The sequence below is a fragment of the Paenibacillus sp. EZ-K15 genome (assembly GCF_002573715.1).
Lineage (GTDB): Bacteria > Bacillota > Bacilli > Paenibacillales > Paenibacillaceae > Paenibacillus_AQ.
Genome location: NZ_PDHM01000008.1, coordinates 279,221 through 304,736 on the forward strand (window position 1 = coordinate 279,221; position 25,516 = coordinate 304,736).

Genomic DNA, 25,516 nt, shown 5'->3' on the forward strand with positions numbered 1-25,516 from the left:
TCCGTTGACAGTTCAGGAGCGGGAGTCCAATAAATGAACAGGAGGATAACTATGTTTTCCTATAAAACTGTATCATCTGTAGTAGTGCTTGCCTTATTGATGAATTTATTTATGCTGGGAGAGGGCTCTGCGGCTAAAGCCGATGGAGCTGTAGAACCCCCTGCCGTGACTGATTTTGTTTATACAATCAGTGATTTTGAAATGGCCGATGACCAGTGGGATTATACATTTGGCGAGCAGCCGAATATACAAGGAAGCTTTGAGGTTATTGAGCTTGAGGATGCGTACACAGGCCAGCATGCGGGGAAGCTGAATGCTGATTTTAGGCAGAGCAGCAAGGATAAGGCTGCCTATACAGCGATGCGCAAAGAGTTTGAAGGACTGGAATTAGAGCAATATGCGTTTTGGGTGAGAACATCGGAGCTCACGGCGGTGCGCATCCGTACGACCGATGCAACAGGTCAGACCTTTCAGCAAAAGATTAATTTGCAAGATACGGCAGACTGGCAGCAGGTAGTTGTCAACTCAGTAACTTCCGGCCAGTATTGGGGCGGCGCAGCTAACGGCAAATGGAATGCCCCCGCAAAAAAAATAGCGATCATGATAGACCGCAATGATATTAAGGACGGGAAGCTGACGGCGAGCATGCTGGTTGATAAGATGACAGCCAAGCTTAACCTACCGGATTTGAAAATCAAGCAGTCCGTGCTGGGCAATATTTATTTGGATAATGGACCTGTAACTTTTACCGTAGCCACCAGATTTCCGGAAGTGGCATGGCAGGTTTACGATTTGAACGGCCAGCTGGTTCGTGAAGGCATCGTACTGACTCCGAACGGAGGCGGGCAAATTAATTTACCTGACCTGGAGCTGGGATATTATTCGCTTGATTTGTCTGCATTGTCAGGGAGTGAAGGGCCGGTAAGATTGAAGACGACGTTTGCCCTTCTTTCTGACTATGATTGGGACGCTGTTGGCGACTCGCCCTTCGGTATTGCTGCGCATTTGCATCGAGAGTCGTTTGGCTGGAGCGGCGAGCTGGCCCGGTTAATCAAATATGCAGGAGCAAGGACTGCGCGCGGAGGCTATGAATGGTCGATCGAAAAGTCGCCGGGGCAGTATACTTTTACTCCGCAGCCGGAACGGTTTATGTCCCATGTGCAAGCGGAAGGTTTGAAGAGTATGTTTGTAAGCGGATACAATAATCCGTTCTACGATAATAATGCGACGCCTTATACCGATGCAGGACGTGAGGGGTTTGCCAATTATGTAAACGCTTATATTAATCAATACAAGGATCATTTGGTTGGCGTGCAGGTGTACAACGAATTTAACGGCGGCTTCGGCAAAAGAGGCAACAGTCCTGCTGACTCCAAGCCGGAGTATTATTACGAGCTGCTGAAAAAGACCTATGAGACCGTGAAAGCAAACCATCCTGATTTTACAGTCAGCGGCATGGTTACGGCCGGTATTGATCTGGAGTGGATAGAGGAAGTATTAAAGCTTGGAGGTATAGACTACCTCGACAATATTGCTGTCCACCCTTACCGCTATGGACGCGCTGTGGTGAAGGATCGCGCGCCAGAGGGAATGGCGGCTGAGCTGGAGCAATTGAAGTTGCTTATTCGTGAATATAACGGGGGAGAGCTGAAGCCGATCTGGATTTCCGAGTTTGGCTGGCCGACCCACCAGGCTGCTATTGGCGTAGACGAGAAAACGCAGGCCGATTTTCTGGCACGGGCTTATGTCATCGCCTTATCTCAAGGGGTTGAACGCATCGTGTGGTACAACTTGATGAATGACGGTCTGCAAGCCGATTATAACGAGCATAACTTCGGGCTGATCCGCTTTAAAGACGATCCACTTGGCGCACATACACCTAAGCCGGCTTACGTGGCGTATGCCGCGATGGCAAGAGAACTGACGAATGCTGCATTTGTGGAGGAGGAGACCTACGGAGGCGATATCAAAAGCTATTTGTTTGACCAGGACGGCAAAGCGCTCAGAGCGGTGTGGGCAGTTGAGGATACGAATGTTGCCGTCTTAACGAACGAGCCGCTGCTGATTACGGATATAACCGGACATTCCGAGCAATTTGTGCCGCATAACGGAAAAATCTATTTAACGCTGAATGGAGAAATTTTATATATAAAAGGAAATTTGAGTGGAATCGTCGAGGATCATACCTTCTCGATTACTGGAGAAGAGACCTTTATTGGAGATGAAGCAGGTTTCACCGTTCAATTGTTTAACCAGGACTCAGTAGGTGAGTTCAAAGTTGACTTGGAAGCAGAAGGCGTCAGTCAGCCAATTGCAGCTTCTCATGGCAGTAAGTCTCAGGAGCGCATTACCCTTTTGCCGGCGAGAGACGCTTCTTTCCGTTCAGTAGTTGTTTCTATCAAGGACGGGGAACAAACAATTGGCAGATTGCGCCACTCTATTACCGTTTTAGAAGCAAATGAAGTAAAAGTCAGGCCGACATTGACGTTGGAGGAAGACGGCAGTTTGGACCGATCCTTAGACCTGGAAATTGAGAATTTCAGCAAAACAAAAAATCTATCCGTCAACGGAGCCGTGTGGTCGGCAGGCGATCAGTCCGGTCAGCAGCAATGGAATGAGCAGGTAAAGCCGGGGGAAAAGCGCCGTTTCATTATTCCGCTTGAGGCTGCCCCGATGGGAACGGATTTGCAGACTGCTGTCAAAGTCGAGTTCGGGTCGGGTTTACCGTTCGAGTTTGCAGGAAATATCAGCTTTAATCCTATCCTGCAAGGCAATGGGACGGCGGTTGACACAGAGACTGAATCAGGCCAAGCCGAAGTCCCTCCCACGATTGATTTGTCTAATGGGAAAAAGGTTCTGTTATCCGGTCATAGCGGAAGTATCGATTTAACCGGCCATATCTCACTGCAGCACGATAAGGACAATCTTTATTTGCTGGCCGAAGTCGAGGACGACGTTCATGCCGCTCCTGAAGGGCAGGCCAATATTTGGAATAATGATAGTATTCAATTTGCAATCGCGCCGGGCATTCCTGGCGAGAGCCAAGGGTTTTATGAATTCGGCATTGCGGATACGCCGGATGGCGCGCAGGTATACCGCTGGAGCAACCTGGAAGGGAAAATAGCGGAGGCCGTGCAGCGGGCGAAGGCCGAAGTGATCCGGGATGAAGAACAGAAGCTGACCACTTACAGGCTTGCGCTGCCATGGTCGGAGCTTACGCCAATCAAGCCTGATCGGGGCGAGGTTATCAGCTTCTCGTTGCTGGTTAATGACAATGACGGCAACGGCCGGCGCGGCTGGGTGGAATGGGCATCCGGGATCGGGAATGAAAAGCGCCCAAGCCTGTTTCGCTCTATGCAGTGGATCTTTGACAAGCAGCAGACGCCTCCAATTGCAGCAGACGCTTCATTCATGGTGACGGCAGGCAAACGAAAGAAAGGCAACCTGCAGGCTGAGTATCCAGAGGGCGCCAAACTGCAATTCGAAATTGTGGATCGGAGCAAAAAAGGGGTTGTGAAGTTGATTGATGCGGCGGCGGGGCGCTTCGAATATGCGGCAGCTGCTGATGCAGCAGGCGAAGACCATTTTACATTCCGCGTGCGCGATGGAAGTCAAGTTTCGAATATTGCAACCGTATCGATTGTAATCGAATCAAAGCAAAAGCCAAACCCGAAACCAAAACCAAAACCGAAAAGTCTCGCTGATTGAAGATCGCGCGGAGCCAGAAGTAGAGCTGAAGCATCCTCTGCTACAATACCCCATTAGATCAATAATCACGCAATCGTTAATGAGATTGCGTGATTATTGTTCATCCAGACTATGCATCAGGATATTCTGATAAGATCAGGGTTTTTCTAATAGCTAACTAGATAATCTCGGGGAACCAATCGACACAGGTTATTCTCATGCTATCCATTCTTCTCCTCGAAATACTCCTGATACTGACTCGGCGTGACGTGGGCGTATTTTTTGAAGATACTTATAAAATACTTGTAATCACTAAATCCGATATCCTGCGCGATGGTGTAGACTTTGTTATCTCCTGACTTCAGTAAATCGATCGATTTCTGAATGCGGTAGCGATTGAGAAACTCGTTGAAGGTATAGCTGGTCTCAGCCTTGAATTTCTGGTTCAGGTAATAGGCGCTTAAACCGATCTCCTCCACGAGGTCATGAATGCTGATCTTTTTGGCATAGTTCTCCTGTACATAGGCGATCATTTTGGCCACGTATTTCGAGGTTTTGGTTTCTTTCTCCAGAAATTTGCTGTTTAGAATCTCTTCCTTTTCCTGCGGATGATTGGAGATCACTTCATATTTGCGGATTAAATCCACCTTGGCTTTGGCCGATTCCAGTGCCGCTACCAGCTGCTCATCCTCTAAGGGCTTCACTAGAAATTCGGTCACGCCTAACTGGAGTGCCTGCTGCGCAAGGTGGAATTCATTATATCCGGAAATAATAATGCTGCTGAAGGTATGCTGCTGCAATCCTTCCCGAATCATCGAAATGCCATCCATGATCGGCATGGTGATGTCGGTTATGACGATATCCGGCTTTAGCTCGCAGATCTTCTCATAGCCATCCTGTCCATTCAGCCCTTCTTCAATGACGATGCAATCGTATTGAAGCCAATCGATGCTGAAGCGTATCCCCCTGCGAATCATATCCTCATCTTCGACCAGCAGAACTTTAAACATGATATCCACTCCATTCGTAAGGAATCGTAAGTGCCACGCAGGTGCCTCTTCCTTGTGCGCTGTCAATGTGAATACCGGATCCTTCGCCATATAGAAGCACTAAACGTCGGTGAACGTTGTACAGCCCGATATGCTGCGTCGTGTTTGTCTGGCTTTGCAGGATCTGATTCACTTCCTGCAGTCTCTCTTTACTCATGCCTTGCCCGTTATCGCGGACTTCCAGAATCAGCTTGTCTGTGGAAGTGTAGATATGGATCTCGATAAGCACATGGCTCTGATCCTGATAGCCATATTTGATAGCGTTTTCGATAATTGGCTGCAGCAGAAGCTTGGGGACGTATACATCCAGTGTTTCCTCCGCTACGATAATCCGATATTCCAGCCGATCATTGAACCGAATTTGCTGCAGCTTCAGGTAATCCCGTACATAACTCATGTCATTCTTCAGTTGGACGCTGCGATCAGGTCCGATGCTGTAACGAAGCAGCCTGGATAGGATCAGCACGATATCCTGCGCTTGATTCGCGTCAATTTTAATCGCATAACGCAGGGTTTCAAGTACATTGAATATAAAATGCGGGTGGAATTGCGATTGCAGCTGCTTCACCTCAATAATCGTGCTGAGCTCGGACAGCTCTTTATTTTTCTCGATCAACTCTTTCAACCGATCCAGCATCACATTGTACTCATCGCCCAGAATTTGAAACTCGTCATTCGTCTGAATGTCGACATAGCCATTGAAGTTTCCTTCGCGCAGCTGTGCCAAGGCATGAATTAATTTATCGATCGATTCGGAATTGCGCGTCGACATTTTGTTCGCCAGGAACTGGATCAACACCCACAGCAGCAGGCTGGCAGCAAGAACAAAGAAAGAGACCGTATAGTAGGTGTATTGCTCCGATTTATAGGAGTTCAGCGTAATGACTTGAATCGGTGTATCAGGGATCCGCTTGGCATACATGTAGTACTTGCCTTCGTTTAGCAGAACATGTCCCTTGTTATCGAGCTTGGGGCTGAATTTGTTGAGAACGCCTTTGGTCACATTGCTGGTCGTGGCAATAATGGTGTTATGTTCATCGGTGATCATGGCGATCTCATTATTTTGTTCGAAAATCATCTTCTGAATGTCGGATTCGTACAGCTGGTAGATGATATAACCTATCGTCCGCTTGTCCTTAACGATGGCTTTGCCAAACGTATAACTCGTATCGCGATCATGCGAATAACGAAAGCTGTTCATTTCGGTTAGCGTGTCGCCGGGCCGCTGATCGATCCTATGAATGAGATTGCCGAAGGCGAAATTGGAATACAGCGCATCTGCTGGAGCGGAGCTTGCCAGGAAGACCCCATCCGTATTGACGATATGAAAAATGCTCTTGACCTTCTGCTGGTTGTTGAAATCATAAAAGGCGGAATACACTTGTTCGCTGCCCAGATGCGAGCTTACGTAATTGATCACGGTAGGAGAGACGGCCATCCGATTAATCTCCTCATAGTACTGTTGATACACACCGGATATGGACTGACTGATAGACTGGGCGGCTTCGGTCGTTTTTTGGGTTAGGTTCATTCTGCCATTAATAATCGTGAACGCCAAAAACAATACGATTAAGATGGAGAACGGGATCATCGTATAGATGCGAAATAAATGCCGGGTCGATTCCTTGAAGTTGCGATAATGTGTAGGTTTCATGCTGCCCTCCATCTGCGATAAGGCCTTCAAATCTATTATACTGACTGGCAGTATCCGCAGATCATCCAAATACATCCAAGCCGCCCCCTCATGCTGCAGGTGCCGACTTGGATGTAGTCTACGTTATGAATTCATCACATTTACATGGAAACTTCTTTTTGTCCGGAGAGCTTCAGGAAGACGAGCAGCGACACTACCGTAATGACGGTAAGAATCGTGGATAGAGCTGCCGCCACGCCGTAGTTACCGCGGATGACCTCGGTGTATATGGCAACCGTTACGGTCTTGGTCTTGCCTGTATAAAGAATGATCGAAGTGCTTAATTCGGTAATGATGGTAATCCAGCTCAGGATCGCGCCGGAGACTACGCCTGCCACCATCATCGGAAGCGTAATCTTGAAGAACGTCTTCATCTGGGAAGCCCCCAGACTGATGGCTGCTTCCTCAATCCCATCGTTAATCTGATGCAGAATGGCCGCGCTGGATCGAATCGTATAGGGCAGGCGCCGGATAACAAACGAGATGATCATGATGACGGCTGTTCCGCTCAAGGCCAGCGGCTTATTATTGAAAGTGATTAATAGAGCGATCCCCAGAATGGAGCCGGGAACGATATACGGGAACATCGTGAAGATATCCAGCGTATTCGTTAGCGCATTCTTTCTTCGAACGGTTACGTAAGCAATCAGTATCGCTAACAGGATAATGACGACCAGCGACACGATCGCCAGGAAGAACGTGTTCAGAATGACGCCGCCAATATTACTGAAGGCATCCCGATAGCTTTGGAGCGAGAACCCTTCGACGAAGATTCTGCCGTTGGATTTCAGGAACGAAGTATAAATGACATAGAGCTGCGGCAGCAGTGCGATTAACGTATACAGATAGATAACGGCATGAGCCGCGATATTGCCGATGCCCTTCTTCTTCTTGGCTTCAATCGGATGCAATGCGCTCATCGTAAAGGATTTACGATTGGCTACGAATTTTTGCAGCAGGAATATCGTTGTGGCGAACAGAACGACAATGACGCTGATCGCCGCCGCGAAACCGTCATCGCCGCCGACCTCACTGATGAACTCGTTAAAGATCAGCACGGGAACGGTCTTGTATCCCTCACCGATCAGCATCGGCGTACCAAAATCGGCAAGCGCACGCATGAAGACGAGCAGGCCGCCCGCCAGCAAGGTTGGCGTAATGAGCGGGAGGAGCACTTTGCGCATTTTGCCAAAGCCTGAATAACCCATGCTTTCGGCTGCTTCCATTAGCGACTGGTCCATATTCTTCAGTGCGCCTGATACATACATGAAGATAAGAGGGACCATCTGCAAGGTCAAGACGACTAAGATCCCCGTAAATCCGTATATATCCGGCATCGTAATGCCGAATGTGTTGCTAACGAATTTCGTAATGACACCGCTTCTGCCCAGCAGCAGGATCCAGGAGTAAGCTCCAATGAAAGGAGCCGACATCGAGGAGATCAGGATCATGACCCGAATGGCCGAACTGCCTTTAATCTTCACCGTTGCCATGATGTAGGCCAGCGGCGTTGCGATAATGGCGGCTAGCAAGGTTACGCTGACGGTGACTTTAACGCTGTTGAACAGAGCGTTTAAATAGTAGGGCTTACTGAAAAACTTCGTGAAATAGGCGAGGGAAAAATCGCCAGTCGTACCGTTGTACACACTCTTAAACAGCATCGTAAATAAAGGCAGGGCCAGAAACAGAATGTAGAACACAAAGATCAGTAACGAAATGTTGGTCCAGACATCAAATCGTTTGCGCGTCTCTCTCATAGCCGAGCGCCCCTTGTATAGTTCAGTTCCCCTGCCGCATCATAGACATTAATCTTCTCTTTTTTGGCCTTGAGATAGATAACTTGACCAGGCTCGAGGATATATGACGTTTTCGATTCTTGTGTGATCTCCACGCGTTGACCGGACGCCAAGTCTACAAAATAATGGGTGTTCTGCCCCAGAAATACGCTGTGTACGATCGTCGCTTTCATGCCGGTTTGGTCCTCGGTCAGAATGAACTCTTCCGGCCGAACCGAGATCTGAACGTTTAGCGTATCTGCCTTGGCATCGGATTTCGGAACCTCGATGTTAGACAGCTCTTCCATATAGCCGGAGCCGAAGTGCAGGACATAGCTGTCTGCCAATTTTGTTAAAGTACCCTCGAGAATGTTGGTTCGACCGATAAAGGTTGCAACGAATACGTTCGCAGGACGCTGGTAAATCTCCTGTGGCGTTCCGAGATGTTGAATCACGCCGGATTTCATGACCGCGATGCGGTCGGATACCGCCATGGCTTCCTCTTGATCGTGCGTGACGTAGACGGTGGTAATCCCGACTTCTCTCTGAATGTCTTTAATCGCGTTACGCATGTCGACCCGAAGCTTGGCATCCAGGTTGGATAGAGGTTCATCCATCAGCAGGACATCCGGGCGGATGACGATGGCTCTGGCAAGCGCAACGCGCTGCTGCTGGCCGCCGGACAGGTTCTTCGGCATGCGATCTTTATAGGGCTCGATCTGAACGACCTTTAAGATGTTATCCACCTTGGCGTTAATCTCTGCCTTGGATAATTTCCGATTCTCCAGTCCGAACGCGATGTTTCCTCTAACGTTTAAGTGAGGGAAGATCGCATAGCTCTGAAAGACCATCCCGATATTCCGCTTGCCCGGTTCCACCTGGTTAATGACACGCTCGTTAAAATGAATGGTTCCGCCTTCAATGCTGTTGAAGCCGGCGATCATGCGCAGCAGTGTCGTCTTGCCGCACCCGGAAGGCCCGAGAAGGGTGAAGAATTCACCCTTTTTAATCTCCAGGGAGAGCTCGGGAATGACGGTTGTGTCGTCGTATTTTTTGATTAAGTCTTTAATGGTTATGGTTACGCTCATGGTTGTCACCTGATTCTATAGTTTATTTAACGCTAGTGAACAAATCGACATAACGCTCAACGATCTCGGATTTATGCTCACTTACATAGTCCGTGTCTTCATCAATCATGTGGATCTCTTCATAGGGCTTCATGTGGTCGCCAAGCTTCGTATCTAGGCGAAGTGGACGGTTCGTTAATTGCGTACCGAACGCATCCTGCGCTTCTTGTGACAGAATGAAGTCGATGAATTTCTTGGCGTTGTCCATATGCGGTGCATCTTTGATAATGGCGGATCCGGCATCCAGGAAAACGGCGCCTTCTTTTGGATATACGATTTCTACCGGAGCGCCGTTCTTTACATAGGTGCTGGAAGGGTCTTCATAGGTAAGGCCGACTACATATTCACCGTCCGCCACGCTTTTGTGAACGGCACCGGAACCGCTTGCAATTTTGCCGTCCAGGTTCTCGATCAGTTGACCAACGTAGTTCCATCCTTGCTCATTCTCATAATCGCCGCCCATGGCTTTCAGCATATTGGTTAGCTGGGCGAAAGCGGAGCTTGAGCTTGCCGGGTCAGCGGAAGCAATCTTCCCTTTGAGCTGCGGATTCAGCAAATCCGCATAGCCTTCGATTTTGATATCGCCGATCAGGTTTTTGTTTACGAGCAGCACGCTGCCATCCGAGATATAAGGAGTAGCAAAGCCCGACGTATTACGGTGACCTTCAATCAGGTTCTTGTCTTCAGGTGATACGTAAGGTTCGTATAAAGCTTCATTTTCGCGGAAACCGGCCATAGAACCACCGAACATCACGTCAGCGTAAGGGTTCTGCTTCTCGGACTGTAAGCGCTTAATAATTTCGCCGGTACCAGCCGTTACAAGCTCAACCGTAATCCCGGTCTGCTTCTCGAACATCGGAATAATGGTCTTGATGATCTCCTCGCTATTCGGACTGTAGATGACGAGTTTATTGGACGATCCCGAATCGGACTCGCCGCTTGCGCAACCGCTAAGCGCACCCATAATCAACACGCAGGTTAACAGTAAAATCGATAGCTTTTTCATGTATAATCCCCCTTGAACAAAAGTTCATTTCGTAATTGCATGTTCATTGTAGCAAGGTTGGTACCGTTTACATAATCCCATAATCCGCAAACATCGTCTAAAATACGCAACCTATTTTGGAGTGGAAAGAGATCTGGGCAGGTATACTTTTAAAGAATTCTTTCAGATCCGTTAGGGCAAGATATGGTTTGGAACAACGTCTGGCAAGATGGAGCTGTTCCTATCACAATGTCGAGGGAGTGAGATGGATGGCTAATAAAAATGATCGTAATCAAAAGGTTGATTCTGACCGCGACAACGCCAAAATGGATATTGACGCTGGAGAAGCCTTAGGGACTGCAGGTGGTGGTGTCGTAGGTGCTGCTGTAGGTTCCATATTGGGTCCAATCGGCACGATTGCAGGTGGTATCGCAGGCGCAGCATTGGGTAACAAAGCTGGCGATGCTGCAGAGAATGACGACAACGATTCAAAATAAGCTGCGTTAGCACAACCATCTGTGCGAGTAAAAATAAGGGGACCCGGGGATTCCCGTGCCTTCGATTATTTGTAGCTGCATGTTTAAAAGAACCGCGCTCCCGCGCGGTTCTTTGATTTTTCGTATAAGTTCTATGCAGTAGTAAATTTAAACTCATCTTCGCTTGACATATCACTACATGATGTAGTAGTTTATAATCACTACACCGTGTAGTGATTAAGTTCGTTATGGACGCATAACGACGTAAAGAGGTGTTCACCGTGAATCAAGTTCAAAAATTATCGGATACTGAAATGGAGCTAATGGAGGTGATTTGGGAGTGTACACCGCCTGTCACATCCACCGAACTGCTAAGTCTGTTTGCCCAGAGAGGAAGAGAATGGAAAGCGCAAACCATTTCCACCTTCCTATCACGCTTAGTGGACAAAGGGGCGCTTACGGTTACGAGGCATGGACGGACAAATAAATATATGCCTCGCATTTCGCCTGAAGATTATAAGCTCATGGAAACACAGCACGTCTTGGACGGATTATATCAAGGCTCGGTTAAAAATCTAATTTCAGCTTTGTATGACGGCGAAAAGCTTTCAGATGAAGATATTGCAGAGCTGAAGCAATGGTTTTCGCAAAAGTAGGGGGCTTATGAATACTATTCTTGAATTGCTGTTTACCCTTACCGTTGCTGGAAGTGCCGTCGTAGCCTGCATTCTTGTACTGCGGATCATACCCATCAATGCCTTTCCTACAAAGTGGCGCTATGGGATTAGCAAAATGGCAGTAGGCTTTTATCTTTTACCCGTAGTCCTTGGTATGCAGTGGATTTCACCGTTTTTTGTATTCAATGGAACAGCAACCATCCCCTCCGTGAACGAGTTACCTTCTACTGTGCAACATGCGGTGTCCGGTCCATATTCAGGGATTCATTCGGAGCAGCTCGTCCCAACACAGACCATTTCAGCAAACGTAGCCCTTCCCCTTATTATCTTATGGGCAATCGGCGCTATAGCTTTTGCTGCATGGCAGATGTATTGTTATCGCAGATTTTTAAAGAAACTAGAACATACGCGTACCACCGTTCCGATTAGCAGCGAAGCAGCTAAACAGCTTCCTTTCATCAAGGAAGCCCTTGGTCTGAAAAGCAACGTCCGGCTTGCCTACAGCTCCATCATTCGGAGTCCTGTTCTTGTCGGCCTATGGAAACCAACTATTTATCTCCCTATAGAGAATACAGTTAACATGGACATGGTGATCCGTCATGAGTTGATCCATCTGAAACGGAAAGATTTATGGGTCAAAGCGTTCACGCTCGGAGCCAGCGCCTTACATTGGTTTAACCCCTTGGTGCACATTCTGCGCAAGGACATTCACACATGGAGCGAGCTGTCTTGTGATGAAGAAGTCGTAAAAGAGATGTCTTATGCCGAGCGAAAACGCTATGGGGAGACGATCTTAAACGTTATGGTAGGATCAAGGAACTTACCCGTGCAATTTTGTGCCTCCTTATCCGGTGACGGGAAACAATTGAAAAGGAGATTAATGATGATGCTTAATGTAAAGAAACAAAAAAAGAAAACACTGTATCTCACGATAACAGCGGTGTTTTTGGTTGCTGTAATTAGCACAACAGCAGCGGCATGGGCTTCTAGCAATACGCCCAAAGTCATTGGGAATAAGGAGAGTCATGCTGAAGCTCAACCAACAGAAGCGGCTCCTGAAGCGGTACCTTCTGAGGCCGTCGTTGAAAATGAAGCAAACGATGTTGTAACTTATCCAGAAGAAGCTCGTCCTGTAGCTGTAGTTGAGAATGAAGGAAATAATGTTGAAACTCAGCCAGAAGAAGCTCGTCCTGCAGTTGTAGCAGAAAATAAAACAATCACTGATTCCCAAGGCAATGAAACCGTGGCTGCACCTAAAAACATAGGTGCAAATGAAAAAAGTGGTGCTGAATCTCAAGCAAATGTAGAACCAGCTCTACCTGTAGACGATGGTTATAGGAAGTCCCACCCAAATGAAATCCCACCGGGAACTTCTATGACGGTCAGATCCATGACACCTCAAGAAAGAGCTTCAATGGAGGAGCTTGAAGAGGAATTAAGAGCCACGTTGAAGCCCGAGGAGCTTGCTGAGTATGATCATGAATATTCTCATCCAAATGAGATTCCCCCGGGCACTTCCATTACGGTCAGATCCATGACACCTGAAGAAAGAGCTTCAATGAAGGAAACTGAAGAGGAATTAAGAGCAACATTGACGCCAGAAGAACTCGCTGAGTATGATTTTGATAAATAAGAAACCGCCATTTTTGAAAAAAGCACTGCCTTTAGGGCAGTGCTTTTTTTGGGGTTATTCAGAATGGGTCGACCATGAAAAAGCTGCACTTCTTGAATTAGCCTCGTTCGTGCTTGTTTTAATTTGGAACGTATGGTTACTATAGCTGCCTGTGTCAATGGTAACAATCGAATTTCCAGCTATATTTGGTTGCCACCAACTGACACTGCTATTGGTTTGACTTTTTATGCTTAAATTAACGGATGGCATAGTGCCTGGCAAATTCCCTACAGCTATCGAAACATATCTGTCCGGAGAGGGAATAAATGCATGGCCCACATTTGCTCCTTGGGTTCCATCCGTATTAATAGGGACACTCACATTTCCACTCCAGCTATCAGACAAGATACCAACGTCAAAGAGACCTACGTCCTGGTTTCCATTCGCTCTTTGCTCAAACAGGACGATCTCTTCCGGAGTCATGGGTCTGACCGTAATGGATGTTCCAGAAGGAAAGATTGCTTCTTCTCCTTCTGAGGTTGCAAAAGCGGATACCGAAAGTGACAACATCAGAACCATTGTAAGGACAAGTGAAAAAAGTTTTTTCATTAGAGAATGATCCTCCTTAAATTTAATATTTTTTTAATTACTAGATTAGCTATTCAAACAACCATATAAAAGAACTCACCTCCGCCTCCTCTATATGAGCTACCCCTCTTTTCTATGGCAAGTATCTAGTAGGTTCAAAGCTTCTTGTTCGTTACCTTGCTTGAGATAAGTAAGGTAGCTTGAACGATGTATGTATCCAATAGAGCTAATCTACTACTAAAACGATTTATCCTAGCAACATATGACGCTTTTTTTAAAAATATAATTTTTTCGACGATCATATATAAGGAAAAACATGTAAATATATGCTAATATTTTACTGTAATGGTAAACTGCTTGATTTAAAATTTCGTCAAGCAGCTAATGAATAAAATAAAACGGAGGAGGGTACACGTGGAGCAAGAACAATGGTTATATTTCTTACGCACTAATTTCTATGATTTAGACCACGACACCCAAAAATTAGCCTATGAAGCTTATCGGAATTTGGTCTATCGGGACATTTATTTTCTGACACGAAGTCATGAACTGGCAGAAGATGTTGTACAGGAGACGTTCTATAAAGTGGTGGTTAAAGCCCCTCAACTGCAAGACACTAAGCATTTGAAAGCCTGGATGATTAAAATAGCTAGGAATTATGCCTATGATTTGTTAAAAAAAAATAAAAAATATCATCATCTTAGAGATCCTCAAGTCGTTATTGATATGAAGGCCCCTTTTTTACGCCCTACGGTAGCCGAGCAAGTGGAAGATCAGATTCGGAAAGAGATACTACTTGAAGCTCTAAATGAGCTAAGCCCCGAGTATCGTCAAGCTTTGTTTCTATATTACATCGAAGAAAAACCATATAAAGAAATTGCACAGGAGCTAGAAACAACGGAACAAGCTTTAGCTCAAACGATGGTCAGAGCAAGAAAAAAATTGCACCTCTACTTTTCAAAAAGATGGGTTGATGCAGATGAGTGATGAATTTAAACATAAACGATGAACGTTAATTAGAGCAAAGAAGGTGATCTCCCTCGTTTCGCTTAATACAATGGCATCAGATAGCATCTGTAATTGTAGCTGTAAAGGGCCCGCCTATGGTACGATATGAAGGATTGGCAAGCGACTTAGCTAGCAAATCGCCATGCCATCATAGACATCGGGATTGGGGATAACATCTTGAAGACGTTTAAGAAAGTTTACATAGAGATTACGAGTATTTGTAATCTAGCCTGCACGTTCTGCCCGCCGACAGAGCGTAAGGCCAACTTCATTAAGGTCGAAGACTTTGCGAGAAGATTGGACGAGATCAAGCCGCATACGAGTTACATTTATCTGCATGTGAAGGGGGAGCCGCTGCTCCATCCGAAGATCGATGAGCTGCTGGATATTAGCCATGAAAAAGGGTTCAAGGTCAACATTACGACCAACGGTACGTTGATCGCGAAGAACCGGCATAAGCTGCTGGGCAAGCCAGCCTTAAGACAGATGAACTTCTCGCTCCACAGCTTCGACGGTCACGAAGGTTCAACAAATCGCGAGGGATATTTACGGGAAATCCTATCCTTTGTTCGTGCCGCGGAGGAGCATAAAGTCATCTTCTCGTTCCGATTGTGGAATCTGACGCAGGACAACCAAACGAACCTGGAGAAAAGCCGCAACCGCCAGACACTCGAAATTTTGGAGCAGGAATTTAATCTGGATTACCGAATCGAGGAAAAGGTTGAACCCGGCGGTGGCGTGAAGGTCGCCGACCGTGTCTATCTGAACCAGGATTATGAGTTCCAGTGGCCAAGTCTGACAGCGCCGGAGGATGAAGGCAAAGGCTTCTGCCATGCGCTTCGCAGCCAGGCGGCCATTCTCGTAGACGGGACGGTCGTGCCGTGCTGTCTGGATGGGGAAGGGGTCATCAATTTGGGCAATATCCATCAGAAGTCCTTCTCGGACATCGTTGACGGGGAGCGGGCAAACAATCTCGTGGAGGGATTTTCGCGCCGGGAAGCCGTTGAGGAGCTATGCAGAAAATGCGGGTATCGGCAGCGGTTTGGGGCTTAAACAAGAGGCGGAGAAAAATTCCGCTTCTTTTTTTATACCGATGTATGGTATCGTTATGTGTTATGACGTAAAGGAACGGCTTGTGGAAACTCGATCATGAGATGCCCTATGTTACGTGATGAGACAATATAGGTATTCACCTTAAAGGAGACCCCATGACATTTCAAGATTTAAATATATCCCCCGTGATTCTCAAAGCTTTAGCGAAGGAGAATTACAAGACGCCAACGCCTATTCAGGCTCAGGCGATCCCGGCTGTGTTGGCCGGCAGAGATTTGCTGGGCTGCGCGCAGACCGGAACAGGGAAGACCGCCGCTTTTTCGGTACCAATGATCCAGTTGTTGAACGAACAACCCCCTAAACCGGGCATGTCGCGCCGTATTCGCGCGTTGGTGTTGTCACCGACCCGGGAACTTGCCCTGCAAATTTCAGATAACGTGAAAGCCTACAGTCAGTTCACGAAGCTGCGTTCGACGGCCATTGTTGGCGGCGTTTCGCAAAAAACGCAGGAGCGGGCGCTACAGCAAGGAGCGGACATCCTCATTGCTACCCCAGGCAGACTCCTGGATCTTATGAATCAGAAGCGTGTCGATCTGCAGCATGTGGAGATCCTGGTGCTGGATGAGGCTGACCGGATGCTCGATATGGGCTTTATTCATGACGTAAAACGAATTATCGCCAAAATGCCGAGCAAAAGACAAACGCTGTTCTTCTCAGCTACCATGCCTGCGGAGATCACCCAACTTGTCAAAACATTATTGCAAAACCCTGTAAAAGTGGAAATCACGCCGGTTTCCTCTACAGCCGAACGAATCAAGCAATCGGTGTACCTGCTGGAAACAGGAAACAAACAGAAGCAATTGAATGAGCTGATGAAGGACCCATCCATCGTGTCGGCCTTGGTCTTTACCCGTACAAAGCGCGGCGCTGACCGGGTTGTGCGCGACCTGACGAAGGTGAACATCTCGGCTCAAGCCATTCACGGGAATAAATCGCAGGTCAGCCGCCAGACTGCACTCAAAAATTTCAAAAGCGGGGAGACCCGGGTTCTGGTGGCTACAGATATTGCCGCCCGAGGCATCGATATCGACGAGCTGTCGCATGTCATTAACTTTAATCTTCCGAACATTCCGGAAACGTACGTTCACCGGATTGGCCGGACGGGGCGTGCGGGACTGAGCGGAACGGCGATATCGTTCTGCGAAGTGGACGAGGTGCCTTTTCTCCGCGATATTGAGAAGTTAATCGGAAAGTCCATACCCGAAGTGAAGGACCATGCTTTCCCGATGTCGGGATCATTAAGAGCAGCCAAGGTAGACCGATCGCCGAAATCGGGCTCGGGCAAGTCCGGCAAAGCCAAATCAGCAGCAGTTAGACCTGCTAAACCGAAGGCCGATACCACCCGCAAGCCAAAGACCGACACGGCTCGTAAACCGAAAACAGATGCGGCTCGCCATTCGAACGCGAATTCGTCACGTAAGCCGAAAGCGGAAGCCGTCAGTAATCCGTATTCAGAGATGGCACGTAAGTTCAAATCGGAAGCTGCCGAGAAACCCAAGGATGGCCAAGCACGTAAGCGCAAGTCCGAGGGATTCAATAAGGGAAGCAAGACCGGTAGATCCTCGTAAGCAGAAATAACGATAGTGACTCAGAAAGCACCCTCTCCCACTTGTGAAGTGGAAGAAAGGGTGCTTTTTTTCGAAATGGAATGAGAGTTACGTGCTCTTTCTCCCCGCTAGAAACAGGAACAGTGGAATTCTGCGCCTGCGCTCATAGGTTTCCTCGTTCAAGAAATGTTCTCGCACGGGTCTGGATTCCCTAAGCTGCTCCACGATAAAGCCTGCTTCCTGCATCGCCCTGAAGTAATCCTCGACGGTTCGATGGTACTTCTGAACGGTGCCTCCGAGCCATTGCTGTTCCCGGTAGCCTTCGCTGAAGTAATGGTCCACGACCCAGTTCGTTCTTGTGCCGGACGGCTGTAGCGTAGAGGTAATGACGGGATGCTCGACGGAGAAGACAAACCTGCCGCTTGGCTTCAAGCACTGATGAATGCATTGAAAGACACGCTCGATATCCTGCAGATAATGAATGGCGAGCCTGGAGAGCACTAAATCATAAGAATCGCGGGGATATGTAAATTCCTCGATCCTCATGTGCACAACGGTTCCATTGTTGTAATCAGCCAGGTTGCTTGAGGCGGCTTTCACCATATTACGAGAGCCTTCAATCCCTACATACGCAGCACAACCTTTGTTGAGCAATTCCATACCAAAGCCTGCATCGCCGCACCCTAGGTCCAATACATGCCGATCCGAGATATCCTCAAGCAGCTGCCAGATGACCGGCTTCTCTAGTGTATCGTTGGCATTCTCCTGCCCTTGCCGCCGCTCCATGTACTTCTCAAAGTTCGTGTCGTTGTCATAAAAATCAGATCCGTGATAGCTCATAGGCACCTCCTGCTTGGAATCATCCTTATACTCGAGTATTTCAGAAGATCAGCTAGCCGTGCTAATCCACCTAAAACAACCGTCTGCAAAATCCGGGGCGGTCCCGCGAGGTACCCATGATGAACAAGGGTCTTTCCTGTCACACAACTCACCTCGATCCGTTATTTTGGAAAATACTGGGGATGTTTACTCTTATGATTCATTATAACGGATCGTTCCTCCCGGAATAATACCCAGGCCACGATTAATATATAAATAACGGTGCCGATATGAATCCACGCGCTGGCTGGAGCGGCTCCGTCACTACGCAGAACTAATATGGCATCTACAATAGGCATTTCTATGCTGAGAATGAGTAGGATAAGGGATGCTTTACGCAGACGAAAGAGCAATAAGGCGGCGATCACCAGCCCGATGTATAAATCTCGATTGGCCTTGATGTAGATGATGGCTGCATCTGAAGAATGAAAAAGAGTTAAACCAAAGCCTTGAATGGCGGCCTCCGGCTGAATAAACGTGTTCACACCGAGGTACAGCAGAAACAGCGAGAGTGAGGCGACCAGCCAGTAAGAGTAAGCGCGCGGCCCCCAATCCTTGGATTGCCATGATGTGCTGGAACCATATGGATTCATACAATAATCCTCCTTAAATTTTTCGAAAGCATCTAGGCTGCTGAATAACGTTACCTGTCATGCTCCGGTTGAATTGACTTTAGACTAACATGCAACATAGAATCGTGATAAGAACCCACTTTCGAGTAAGGAGCTTACTTTAAAGTAAGCCATAGAGGAGGGCTAATATGAGAACATCTGCTAAAGCTGACATTAGTCAATGCCCCATTGAAACGGTCATGCATGTCATAGGGGGGAAGTGGAAGCCCTTGATCTTATGGCATCTAATGGAATCCACCAAGCGCTTTAGTGATTTGGAGAAGGACATACCCGAGGTTACGCAGAAGATGCTGACCCAGCATCTGCGGGAATTGGAAAGTGACGGGCTTGTTGTTCGGACCATCCATCCTTCGGTTCCGCCAAAGGTGGAGTATGCTCTGAGCGAATATGGAATCACGCTGCTGCCTGTGCTCGATGCGATGTGTAATTGGGGAACGATTCATAATCGAATAGCGGTAGAACGTCCTTTATGATACGAAAAATGTGAATGTTAAACGGCGTCAATAGGCACCAAGGAGTAGCCCCTCTCATAAGGTACATGAGCGGACATTTTTATTGAGGGGGTTACTTCCGAATGTACGGAAATTACTATCATGTACCTGGGCCGATGACCAGGCAGAGAATCTCTATGCAGCAAGCTCAAGAAATTGCACTTGCCCGTGTTCCGGGCCAAATTGTTCATGTCGATATGGATCTGGAGCATGGCGTGTTGGTCTATGAAATATTTATTCTGACGTCCGACAACAGATTGTTTGAAGTCGAAATTCTTGCAAAATCGGGAAGAATCTTAAAGGTTGAGGAAGAAGACGACGCGGATTAAGGTGTATTAGGCTGGAAAAAGCAAATAACCGAGTCTGGAGAAGCCTTCGTTTCGCTCGGTTTTTTATCTGTGGGGGATGTTAGGTTTCGGTTGCTTCACCACGTCCTGACATCATGTGATTCCCATGACGAAGAAGTGGAAGAATCATCAAGAATCCGGCGAGAAAACATGCGCCAGCTAAAACGTATACGTAGGTTAGTGACATGGTCTGCTTTAATAGACCCGAGCATCCCATTGTGATCAGCATGGCTCCGGTCATGAGCGGCGTACGGACTCCGGTGACTCGACCGATGTAGGCTTGTTCCGTTTGCTGCATGACCAAGGTATAGTTCCCGATAAAAATAGCCGGTTGCAGCAGCGCAATCAGGAATTGCGAGAGCATGGTCAGCCAGAGGACCGTCGACAGACCCAGCAGGAGAATGCCTGCGCCGTTCACGATCAGTCCCATCATCAGTAACCGTCCGGGAGCGATTCGGGATGCGAGCATAAACGTTATGATTCCACCCAGGATTTCGCCTACACCGTAAGGGATGGTAATCCACTGCAAGTCCTGAGCGGACAAGCCTAAGCGTTCGGTTACCAGAAATACGCTGAGCGGGGAGATCAATCCCACCCCAAGTCCCACAACCATGAAGCATAGGCTTAGCCGCAGCAGGTCTCTTTTGAATAAAACATAACGAATGCCATCCGCCATATCATGAAGAACGGAGGGAACTGCTGTTGTCGTGTTTATAGACGCCTCTTGGTCTTTAGGCACAAACAGCATGGCTAGCGCAGATAACATGAACAATCCGCTCGTTAGCACGAGAGCAGCCGACATGCCCCATTGCTGAAATACCCATGTGCCCAGAATCGGACCGATGATCATGAAGAGAGAGAACAGCGTTTGCAGCAGCGACATGCCAATTGAAGCATCCTCGTCCCGTACATGGATTTTGAACAGCTTCATGCCGGAGGGCTGGGCGAACTGCGACAGGATGGAAGAGCATAAGGTCGCGAAGAATACAGCGCCCCACGAGCCGGATTCCAGCATCAGAAACACGATGAGGACGGAGCAGGCACTGAGTATCTCGCACCATACGATGGTTGCTTTGGGACGCCAACGGTCGGCGAACACACCCCCAATGAACGAAAACAGAAAGATCGGTCCATATTCCGCGACGGAAATCATGGAAATGGCAAAAGCATTCCCGCCTGTCATTTCCATGACATACAGCAGAACCGCAAAATTTCGGATCCATATTCCGAGTTGAGAGCATACATTGGAAATCAGGATCGCTCGGACGAAGCCGTTGTGGAGCAAACGGATAGAGCTTGGCATGGTGATATTCCTCCTTACTGAATCAATGCTGGAACCTATTTTGCGGTCTCCTGTAAGGTGAGAGTCAATAGGTTAGAAATAACAAAAGTTGTCTTGTTACATGCCGAGAACAATTATGGAATACCCGTGTAAATAGAGCTGATTCATTTAGGCAGCGTCGTTCCACCTTATCAACAACGGTCCGTATCGTGTAAAGTAAGAAAATAGCCTGTTAGAGGAGGGGTGTCATGTTTATCGTCAACGTGGAAGGGGCCGTCTGCAAGAACGGGAAGTGGCTGATGATTACGCGCAGCATGAAGGAAGAGCATGCGGGCGGAACACTCTCGTTAGCGGGAGGCAAAGTCGACAGGGAGGGGCACACGCTGGATATTCTGGAGCGCACGGTGAAGCGGGAGCTTTACGAAGAAGTTGGCGTCGAGGTGAAGGAGAACGTCACGTATGTCTACAGCTCTTCTTTTGTAACGAACGATAACCGTCCTGTCATCAACATGGTATTCTTGTGCGAGTATGATAAGGGGACGCCTTACAGCAAGAGCCCGGACGAGGTCGAGTCAGTGCAGTGGATGACGCTGTCCGAGATCATGAATCACCCGAAGGCACCGCCGTGGACGAAGGAGAGTGTGCAAAGAGCGGAGAATGTCCGTTGCAAGCTGACCTAAGTATTTTTCATGGAAAGAAGAATCCAACGAATTGGCGGTGTGGTAATGAGCAACCTGTTGCAGGTCAGAGTGACCGGAATCTTGATTGAAAACGAACGTATTTTGCTCGTCAAACAGAGCGTTTCATCAGAACGTGGCTGGTCGCTTCCCGGAGGAAGGGTAGAGCAAGGGGAAACCCTGGAAGAAGCCATCGTTCGGGAAATGGAAGAGGAAACTGGACTGACCACAAAAGTGAAGAAACTCCTATATCTATGCGATAAGCCGGATTCATCGCCCTCACTGTTACATATTACTTTTTTGCTGGAACGCTTGGAGGGTGAGATCCGACTTCCGTCGAACGAGTTCGATTTAAATCCCATAGGTGATGTGGTCCTGGTCCCAATCGCAGATTTAGCAAGTCACGGGTTCTCCGAGAAGTTTATGACGATCGTTCAGCACGGATTTCCGGAGTCAGGAAGCTATCAAGGGCTCAAGAGTAATATTGGGTTATAAAGGAGGTGCTGATTTCATGAAAAACGTATTTATTGTGCGACACTGCAAGGCTGAGGGACAAGCCGCCGACGCTCCGTTAACCGTGCAGGGTATTCAGCAAGCGCTTGAACTTGCGGAGTCTTTATCTGATAAAGGGGTTGATCATATTGTTTCGAGTCCTTACCGTAGAGCCTGCGATACGATAAAACCCTTGGCGAATCTCATTGGTGTGGAAGTTGTGATGGATGAGAGATTAACGGAGAGGGTTCTATCGGGTCGCAATGAGCCTACTTGGCGGGAGATGCTTCGCCAAACTTATGATGATTTGGATTTGTGTTATGAAGGCGGGGAATCAAGTCGTACAGCCATGCATCGCGCCGTTCTTGTGGTGGAGGAGGTCCTGCAGAACTCTAGCCAGAATGCTGTCATCGTGTCGCATGGCAACCTGATCTCGCTTCTGCTGAAGTATTACGATAACCGGATCGGCTTCGACGAGTGGGAGGTGTTAACCAATCCCGACGTGTATCAGCTCAGTTTCCATTCGAATGTACCCGTGATACAGCGGAAATGGACCTCATGAAGCACTGGGCACGATGTGATGTACCGTATGTAAAAAAGAGTTCATAAGCGTTTATTCCCTATATTTGACGGCAGGCCGTCCCCTATAATGGAGTTGCACAGATATCCAGGCTGTATTTCCTACGATTCGTATAACAAAGAGAAATCGAATCTTGTACAAGCTGTGTGCAGGGGTTCGCAACAACATTAAAGAGATTATGAAATAAAGGGGATATGAAACATGGCCAAAACAAAACGGGGCCGCGCACTATGGAGTATGCCATCACGTGGCCGCGGCACATGCCCGGTATGCAGCACTTCTCGCATCAAGCTTCTCTACGTCGCCAATAAGTCGGACGGCACGGCGCTGAAGGTATGCAAGAGATGCCAGAATGCCGATCAGTCCAGAGTCGACGCAGCTGTCGTGTAAGATGCGGTTCGTAGGTTAACTGGATGTGAATACGAAACTTGAGAAACGATAGTCATGCAGCAGCCCGCTCCTTTACAACAATGGAGCGGGCTATTTCATGTCCTGTGAATGAAGTACAGGCGTTACTTGCCGCCTTTTATGGTCCAGGCTGTCATATTCGTCGTAATTCACGCTGACATCCCTATAATGGATTCGGAAAATGGTATGGGGACTTTCCTCCGACTTGGCCTCCGCCACCTACTTGCTGAATTTAAAGTACTATTGAGGTTTACTTTGAATTTCGGATGGGATAATATCTGATTTAACAAAATGTAAATTAGATGTTCGTCAAATTGTGTAGGGAGTGAACATATCCATGCAATTGAATAAGGTGGTTAGTTATCATAAGGCGCTTGCGGATCCGACGCGAATCAAAATGCTGATCCTGCTAGCCGAAGGTGAATTGAACGGACAGGTACTGGCCGAGAAGATCGGCGTCACGCCGGCAACGATCACGCACCATGCAGCGAAGCTGCGGGAGGCGAGCCTGATCAAAGAGCGTAGGGATAAGAACACGATCTATTTCTCGTTAAACCATTATTTCATCAAAAATAGTGCAACTGCTACGGAAAATCTAATCTACCAAAGAGTAAGGCCCGATGGTGTCCCCGAGCGCTTGGAGGAAGAAGATCAGCGGACGAGGGACGCTGTTCTGAACCATTTTTTCACATCCGACGGGAAGTTGAAGAGCATCCCTGCCCAGCTGAAGAAGAAACTCATCGTGCTTACGCATATGGTATCCCGGCTTGAGAAGGGACGTAAGTATACCGAGAAGGAAATCAACGAGTTTATTCTGGGTTACCATGAGGACTTTGCAACTCTTCGCCGGGAGTTCATCATGCATCATTTCATGTTCAGGGACAACGGGGTGTATGAGCTCAATCCGCAAGAGATGTGGGCGCGGTGGGAGGATCTATCCTCATGAAAGAGGAATTGCCGCTATCCCATAGTACTCACGTTCGAAGCAACGGACGTTGAGGAGTTAGGGTAGTAAGCTGCATCAAAAGGGGATAGAAACGAACCGATCAAAAGTGATAGGCAAACGCTGGCTTTCATTAGGAAGATGGCTTGCCTTTTTTTATTGTTAACGCGCCTGACGCATCTTCGCAGCTGGGTGTGCGTGCCTAATGTTACTCATAATCACTGGATAAGTGTCGTAATGTAAGTGGTAGTCTAATTCTGCGGCAACGTTTACAATGGGAATATAGGGATTGAATGCCAAGTGAGGTGATTGGATGGAAGTCTACCGTTGCATGAATCATCCTGAAAGGTCGGCCGTCGCTCAGTGTACGCGCTGCGGGAAGCCGGTATGCGATGAATGTCATAATCCGGAAACAGGTCGCTGCCGCTACCGCTGCGGTGAAATGAATACCGGTCCCGGCGCGCCGAGACAGCCTAGGAACGTATGGGTGACCGTGATCGTCTCCATACTGGCAATCTTGGGTGGTCTTGCGCTGCTGCTGCTGACGATTTGCGGGGCAATCTTGTTTTCTTATTAAAATAACGTTTTCCTATTTCCGGCTAAATCGCATTTCCAATTCAAGTTTTGATATCAAGGAGTGGACAGATGGAGTTTCCTGTTTATGTGTACCTGGGTTCCTGGCGGATTCATCCACACGTGCTGTTTGAATCGCTGGCCTACTTTATCGGCTTCCGCGTGTATTTATGGACCCGCAGGCCGAGCGGCATGACAAAGCTGATGAGCCTGCAGATTCTGGCTGGCATCATCGCCGGCGCGGCCATTGGTTCCAAGCTGCTATTCTGGTTGGAGGATCCGGCTGCCACCTGGGAACAGCTGCGCCAATTCCATCTGCTATGGGGTGGCAAGACGATTGTCGGCGGTCTTCTAGGCGGATTGATCGGCGTGGAGCTGACAAAGCGCTGGGTAGGATGGAAGCATTCTACGGGCGATGATTTTGTATACCCGCTGATGCTGGGCCTGGGACTCGGACGAATTGGCTGCTTTCTGACTGGCCTCGATGACCATACCTATGGTACGCCGACGACCTGGTTCACAGGCGTGGACTTCGGCGACGGGGTTTATCGCCATCCGACTCAGCTGTATGAGATCCTGTTTCTCATCGTACTGGCCTTACTGCTGATTCCGCTGTACCGCCAAAGCCGCGGCAGATCCACTCGCGAGGGCTACGTGTCCGGGCGGATGTTTCAATGGTTCATGGCCGGGTATTTGCTCTTCCGCCTGGTGATCGACTGGATCAAACCGACGCCGCATCCTTACCTGGGACTGAACAATATCCAATTAGCCTGCATCGCAGGCCTCATCTATTATGCGTGGCTGATCGGCGGCAGAAATCGGCTTCGCCGATCGATACCGGGTTCCCATTTTCCAAGCTGACCAAAGGAGTCTTG

Annotated in this window: 25 protein-coding genes; 16 read left to right on the top strand and 9 right to left on the bottom strand. The window is 48.1% G+C overall.

What is annotated here, in order from left to right:
• Window positions 1-51 precede the first annotated feature (51 nt).
• Complete coding sequence (locus CRG97_RS05790; RefSeq protein WP_161952919.1) at window positions 52-3,708, top strand: sugar-binding protein; 3,657 nt, start codon at window positions 52-54, stop codon at window positions 3,706-3,708.
• A 200-nt stretch (window positions 3,709-3,908) separates the two neighbouring features.
• Here CRG97_RS05790 and CRG97_RS05795 read toward each other — a convergent pair whose 3' ends face one another.
• The 5 genes from CRG97_RS05795 to CRG97_RS05815 form a co-directional block, all read right to left on the bottom strand.
• Window positions 3,909-4,697: a response regulator transcription factor gene (locus CRG97_RS05795; protein WP_098742167.1), complete on the bottom strand. Its 789-nt coding sequence runs from the start codon at window positions 4,695-4,697 to the stop codon at window positions 3,909-3,911.
• Window positions 4,690-6,390 carry a sensor histidine kinase gene (locus CRG97_RS05800; RefSeq protein ID WP_098742220.1) on the bottom strand — a complete coding sequence of 567 codons (1,701 nt, stop codon included), beginning with the start codon at window positions 6,388-6,390 and terminating at the stop codon, window positions 4,690-4,692. The genes CRG97_RS05795 and CRG97_RS05800 overlap by 8 nt, the downstream gene beginning before the upstream one ends.
• A gap of 140 nt (window positions 6,391-6,530) precedes the next feature.
• The gene (locus tag CRG97_RS05805; RefSeq protein WP_076322735.1) at window positions 6,531-8,186 is read right to left on the bottom strand and encodes an ABC transporter permease; all 1,656 of its coding nucleotides are present in this window, start codon (window positions 8,184-8,186) and stop codon (window positions 6,531-6,533) included.
• Complete coding sequence (locus tag CRG97_RS05810) at window positions 8,183-9,292, bottom strand: ABC transporter ATP-binding protein (RefSeq protein WP_098742168.1); 1,110 nt, start codon at window positions 9,290-9,292, stop codon at window positions 8,183-8,185. Before CRG97_RS05810 ends, CRG97_RS05805 begins: the two co-directional genes overlap by 4 nt.
• A 22-nt stretch (window positions 9,293-9,314) precedes the next feature.
• Window positions 9,315-10,337 (bottom strand): ABC transporter substrate-binding protein, encoded by a 1,023-nt coding sequence (locus tag CRG97_RS05815; protein WP_098742169.1) that lies wholly within the window; start codon window positions 10,335-10,337, stop codon window positions 9,315-9,317.
• A gap of 248 nt (window positions 10,338-10,585) precedes the next feature.
• Between CRG97_RS05815 and CRG97_RS05820 the strand changes: the two genes are divergently transcribed.
• The 3 genes from CRG97_RS05820 (at window position 10,586) to CRG97_RS05830 (ending at window position 13,102) form a co-directional block, all read left to right on the top strand.
• Window positions 10,586-10,813, top strand: a complete 228-nt coding sequence (locus CRG97_RS05820) for a glycine zipper domain-containing protein (protein ID WP_098742170.1) — start codon at window positions 10,586-10,588, stop codon at window positions 10,811-10,813.
• 260 nt (window positions 10,814-11,073) lie between these two features.
• The gene (locus CRG97_RS05825) at window positions 11,074-11,448 is read left to right on the top strand and encodes a BlaI/MecI/CopY family transcriptional regulator (protein WP_098742171.1); all 375 of its coding nucleotides are present in this window, start codon (window positions 11,074-11,076) and stop codon (window positions 11,446-11,448) included.
• A 7-nt stretch (window positions 11,449-11,455) separates the two neighbouring features.
• Window positions 11,456-13,102, top strand: a complete 1,647-nt coding sequence (locus CRG97_RS05830; RefSeq protein ID WP_098742172.1) for a M56 family metallopeptidase — start codon at window positions 11,456-11,458, stop codon at window positions 13,100-13,102.
• Window positions 13,103-13,156: 54 nt separating this feature from the next.
• Here the strand turns inward: CRG97_RS05830 and CRG97_RS05835 are convergent, their stop codons facing one another.
• Window positions 13,157-13,690, bottom strand: coding sequence for a hypothetical protein (locus tag CRG97_RS05835; protein WP_076322740.1), 534 nt, complete (start codon window positions 13,688-13,690; stop codon window positions 13,157-13,159).
• Window positions 13,691-14,083: 393 nt separating this feature from the next.
• On the opposite strand from CRG97_RS05835, the gene CRG97_RS05840 reads away from it, so the two are divergent.
• The 3 genes from CRG97_RS05840 (at window position 14,084) to CRG97_RS05850 (ending at window position 17,358) form a co-directional block, all read left to right on the top strand.
• Window positions 14,084-14,656 carry an RNA polymerase sigma factor gene (locus CRG97_RS05840; protein WP_237566310.1) on the top strand — a complete coding sequence of 191 codons (573 nt, stop codon included), beginning with the start codon at window positions 14,084-14,086 and terminating at the stop codon, window positions 14,654-14,656.
• Window positions 14,657-14,854: 198 nt separating this feature from the next.
• Window positions 14,855-15,730, top strand: a complete 876-nt coding sequence (locus tag CRG97_RS05845; protein ID WP_098742173.1) for a radical SAM/SPASM domain-containing protein — start codon at window positions 14,855-14,857, stop codon at window positions 15,728-15,730.
• Window positions 15,731-15,885: 155 nt separating this feature from the next.
• A complete protein-coding gene (locus tag CRG97_RS05850; protein ID WP_098742174.1) occupies window positions 15,886-17,358 on the top strand; it encodes a DEAD/DEAH box helicase in 1,473 nt (490 codons plus the stop codon).
• An 87-nt stretch (window positions 17,359-17,445) separates the two neighbouring features.
• Here CRG97_RS05850 and CRG97_RS05855 read toward each other — a convergent pair whose 3' ends face one another.
• Complete coding sequence (locus CRG97_RS05855; protein ID WP_098742175.1) at window positions 17,446-18,177, bottom strand: class I SAM-dependent DNA methyltransferase; 732 nt, start codon at window positions 18,175-18,177, stop codon at window positions 17,446-17,448.
• A 161-nt stretch (window positions 18,178-18,338) separates the two neighbouring features.
• Entirely contained in the window at window positions 18,339-18,809 is a 471-nt protein-coding gene (locus CRG97_RS05860) for a DUF4267 domain-containing protein (RefSeq protein WP_098742176.1), read from the bottom strand.
• Window positions 18,810-18,976: 167 nt separating this feature from the next.
• Here CRG97_RS05860 and CRG97_RS05865 point away from each other — a divergent pair, with 167 nt between their 5' ends.
• A complete protein-coding gene (locus CRG97_RS05865) occupies window positions 18,977-19,321 on the top strand; it encodes a winged helix-turn-helix transcriptional regulator (protein ID WP_098742177.1) in 345 nt (114 codons plus the stop codon).
• 101 nt (window positions 19,322-19,422) lie between these two features.
• Window positions 19,423-19,668, top strand: coding sequence for a PepSY domain-containing protein (locus CRG97_RS05870; protein ID WP_098742178.1), 246 nt, complete (start codon window positions 19,423-19,425; stop codon window positions 19,666-19,668).
• Between the two features lie 79 nt (window positions 19,669-19,747).
• On the opposite strand, the gene CRG97_RS05875 is transcribed toward CRG97_RS05870, so the two are convergent.
• Entirely contained in the window at window positions 19,748-20,989 is a 1,242-nt protein-coding gene (locus CRG97_RS05875; protein ID WP_098742179.1) for an MFS transporter, read from the bottom strand.
• A 227-nt stretch (window positions 20,990-21,216) separates the two neighbouring features.
• Here CRG97_RS05875 and CRG97_RS05880 point away from each other — a divergent pair, with 227 nt between their 5' ends.
• The 7 genes from CRG97_RS05880 to CRG97_RS05915 all read left to right on the top strand — a co-directional run bounded on the left by CRG97_RS05880 (window position 21,217) and on the right by CRG97_RS05915 (window position 25,502).
• On the top strand, window positions 21,217-21,648 hold the full coding sequence (locus CRG97_RS05880; RefSeq protein WP_098742180.1) for an NUDIX hydrolase: 432 nt from the start codon (window positions 21,217-21,219) through the stop codon (window positions 21,646-21,648).
• Window positions 21,649-21,693: 45 nt separating this feature from the next.
• Window positions 21,694-22,140 (top strand): NUDIX hydrolase, encoded by a 447-nt coding sequence (locus tag CRG97_RS05885; RefSeq protein WP_098742181.1) that lies wholly within the window; start codon window positions 21,694-21,696, stop codon window positions 22,138-22,140.
• Window positions 22,141-22,156: 16 nt separating this feature from the next.
• Window positions 22,157-22,699 carry a histidine phosphatase family protein gene (locus tag CRG97_RS05890; RefSeq protein ID WP_098742182.1) on the top strand — a complete coding sequence of 181 codons (543 nt, stop codon included), beginning with the start codon at window positions 22,157-22,159 and terminating at the stop codon, window positions 22,697-22,699.
• Between the two features lie 219 nt (window positions 22,700-22,918).
• Window positions 22,919-23,107 (top strand): hypothetical protein, encoded by a 189-nt coding sequence (locus CRG97_RS33545; RefSeq protein ID WP_074961888.1) that lies wholly within the window; start codon window positions 22,919-22,921, stop codon window positions 23,105-23,107.
• A gap of 355 nt (window positions 23,108-23,462) precedes the next feature.
• Complete coding sequence (locus CRG97_RS05905; protein ID WP_098742184.1) at window positions 23,463-24,071, top strand: DUF2087 domain-containing protein; 609 nt, start codon at window positions 23,463-23,465, stop codon at window positions 24,069-24,071.
• A gap of 328 nt (window positions 24,072-24,399) precedes the next feature.
• Window positions 24,400-24,645: a hypothetical protein gene (locus CRG97_RS05910; protein ID WP_237566311.1), complete on the top strand. Its 246-nt coding sequence runs from the start codon at window positions 24,400-24,402 to the stop codon at window positions 24,643-24,645.
• Between the two features lie 68 nt (window positions 24,646-24,713).
• Window positions 24,714-25,502 carry a prolipoprotein diacylglyceryl transferase family protein gene (locus CRG97_RS05915; protein WP_098742186.1) on the top strand — a complete coding sequence of 263 codons (789 nt, stop codon included), beginning with the start codon at window positions 24,714-24,716 and terminating at the stop codon, window positions 25,500-25,502.
• The last annotated feature ends 14 nt before the right edge of the window (window positions 25,503-25,516 follow it).

What these genes read in the sequence shown, in the direction of transcription:
- CRG97_RS05790 (WP_161952919.1), top strand. Translation starts at nt 52, where the DNA reads ATGTTTTCCTATAAAACTGTATCATCTGTAGTAGTGCTTGCCTTATTG.
- CRG97_RS05795 (WP_098742167.1), bottom strand. Translation starts at nt 4,697, where the DNA reads ATGTTTAAAGTTCTGCTGGTCGAAGATGAGGATATGATTCGCAGGGGG.
- CRG97_RS05800 (WP_098742220.1), bottom strand. Translation starts at nt 6,390, where the DNA reads ATGAAACCTACACATTATCGCAACTTCAAGGAATCGACCCGGCATTTA.
- CRG97_RS05805 (WP_076322735.1), bottom strand. Translation starts at nt 8,186, where the DNA reads ATGAGAGAGACGCGCAAACGATTTGATGTCTGGACCAACATTTCGTTA.
- CRG97_RS05810 (WP_098742168.1), bottom strand. Translation starts at nt 9,292, where the DNA reads ATGAGCGTAACCATAACCATTAAAGACTTAATCAAAAAATACGACGAC.
- CRG97_RS05815 (WP_098742169.1), bottom strand. Translation starts at nt 10,337, where the DNA reads ATGAAAAAGCTATCGATTTTACTGTTAACCTGCGTGTTGATTATGGGT.
- CRG97_RS05820 (WP_098742170.1), top strand. Translation starts at nt 10,586, where the DNA reads ATGGCTAATAAAAATGATCGTAATCAAAAGGTTGATTCTGACCGCGAC.
- CRG97_RS05830 (WP_098742172.1), top strand. Translation starts at nt 11,456, where the DNA reads ATGAATACTATTCTTGAATTGCTGTTTACCCTTACCGTTGCTGGAAGT.
- CRG97_RS05835 (WP_076322740.1), bottom strand. Translation starts at nt 13,690, where the DNA reads ATGAAAAAACTTTTTTCACTTGTCCTTACAATGGTTCTGATGTTGTCA.
- CRG97_RS05850 (WP_098742174.1), top strand. Translation starts at nt 15,886, where the DNA reads ATGACATTTCAAGATTTAAATATATCCCCCGTGATTCTCAAAGCTTTA.
- CRG97_RS05855 (WP_098742175.1), bottom strand. Translation starts at nt 18,177, where the DNA reads ATGAGCTATCACGGATCTGATTTTTATGACAACGACACGAACTTTGAG.
- CRG97_RS05860 (WP_098742176.1), bottom strand. Translation starts at nt 18,809, where the DNA reads ATGAATCCATATGGTTCCAGCACATCATGGCAATCCAAGGATTGGGGG.
- CRG97_RS05865 (WP_098742177.1), top strand. Translation starts at nt 18,977, where the DNA reads ATGAGAACATCTGCTAAAGCTGACATTAGTCAATGCCCCATTGAAACG.
- CRG97_RS05870 (WP_098742178.1), top strand. Translation starts at nt 19,423, where the DNA reads ATGTACGGAAATTACTATCATGTACCTGGGCCGATGACCAGGCAGAGA.
- CRG97_RS05875 (WP_098742179.1), bottom strand. Translation starts at nt 20,989, where the DNA reads ATGCCAAGCTCTATCCGTTTGCTCCACAACGGCTTCGTCCGAGCGATC.
- CRG97_RS05880 (WP_098742180.1), top strand. Translation starts at nt 21,217, where the DNA reads ATGTTTATCGTCAACGTGGAAGGGGCCGTCTGCAAGAACGGGAAGTGG.
- CRG97_RS05885 (WP_098742181.1), top strand. Translation starts at nt 21,694, where the DNA reads ATGAGCAACCTGTTGCAGGTCAGAGTGACCGGAATCTTGATTGAAAAC.
- CRG97_RS05890 (WP_098742182.1), top strand. Translation starts at nt 22,157, where the DNA reads ATGAAAAACGTATTTATTGTGCGACACTGCAAGGCTGAGGGACAAGCC.
- CRG97_RS33545 (WP_074961888.1), top strand. Translation starts at nt 22,919, where the DNA reads ATGGCCAAAACAAAACGGGGCCGCGCACTATGGAGTATGCCATCACGT.
- CRG97_RS05905 (WP_098742184.1), top strand. Translation starts at nt 23,463, where the DNA reads ATGCAATTGAATAAGGTGGTTAGTTATCATAAGGCGCTTGCGGATCCG.
- CRG97_RS05910 (WP_237566311.1), top strand. Translation starts at nt 24,400, where the DNA reads ATGAATCATCCTGAAAGGTCGGCCGTCGCTCAGTGTACGCGCTGCGGG.
- CRG97_RS05915 (WP_098742186.1), top strand. Translation starts at nt 24,714, where the DNA reads ATGGAGTTTCCTGTTTATGTGTACCTGGGTTCCTGGCGGATTCATCCA.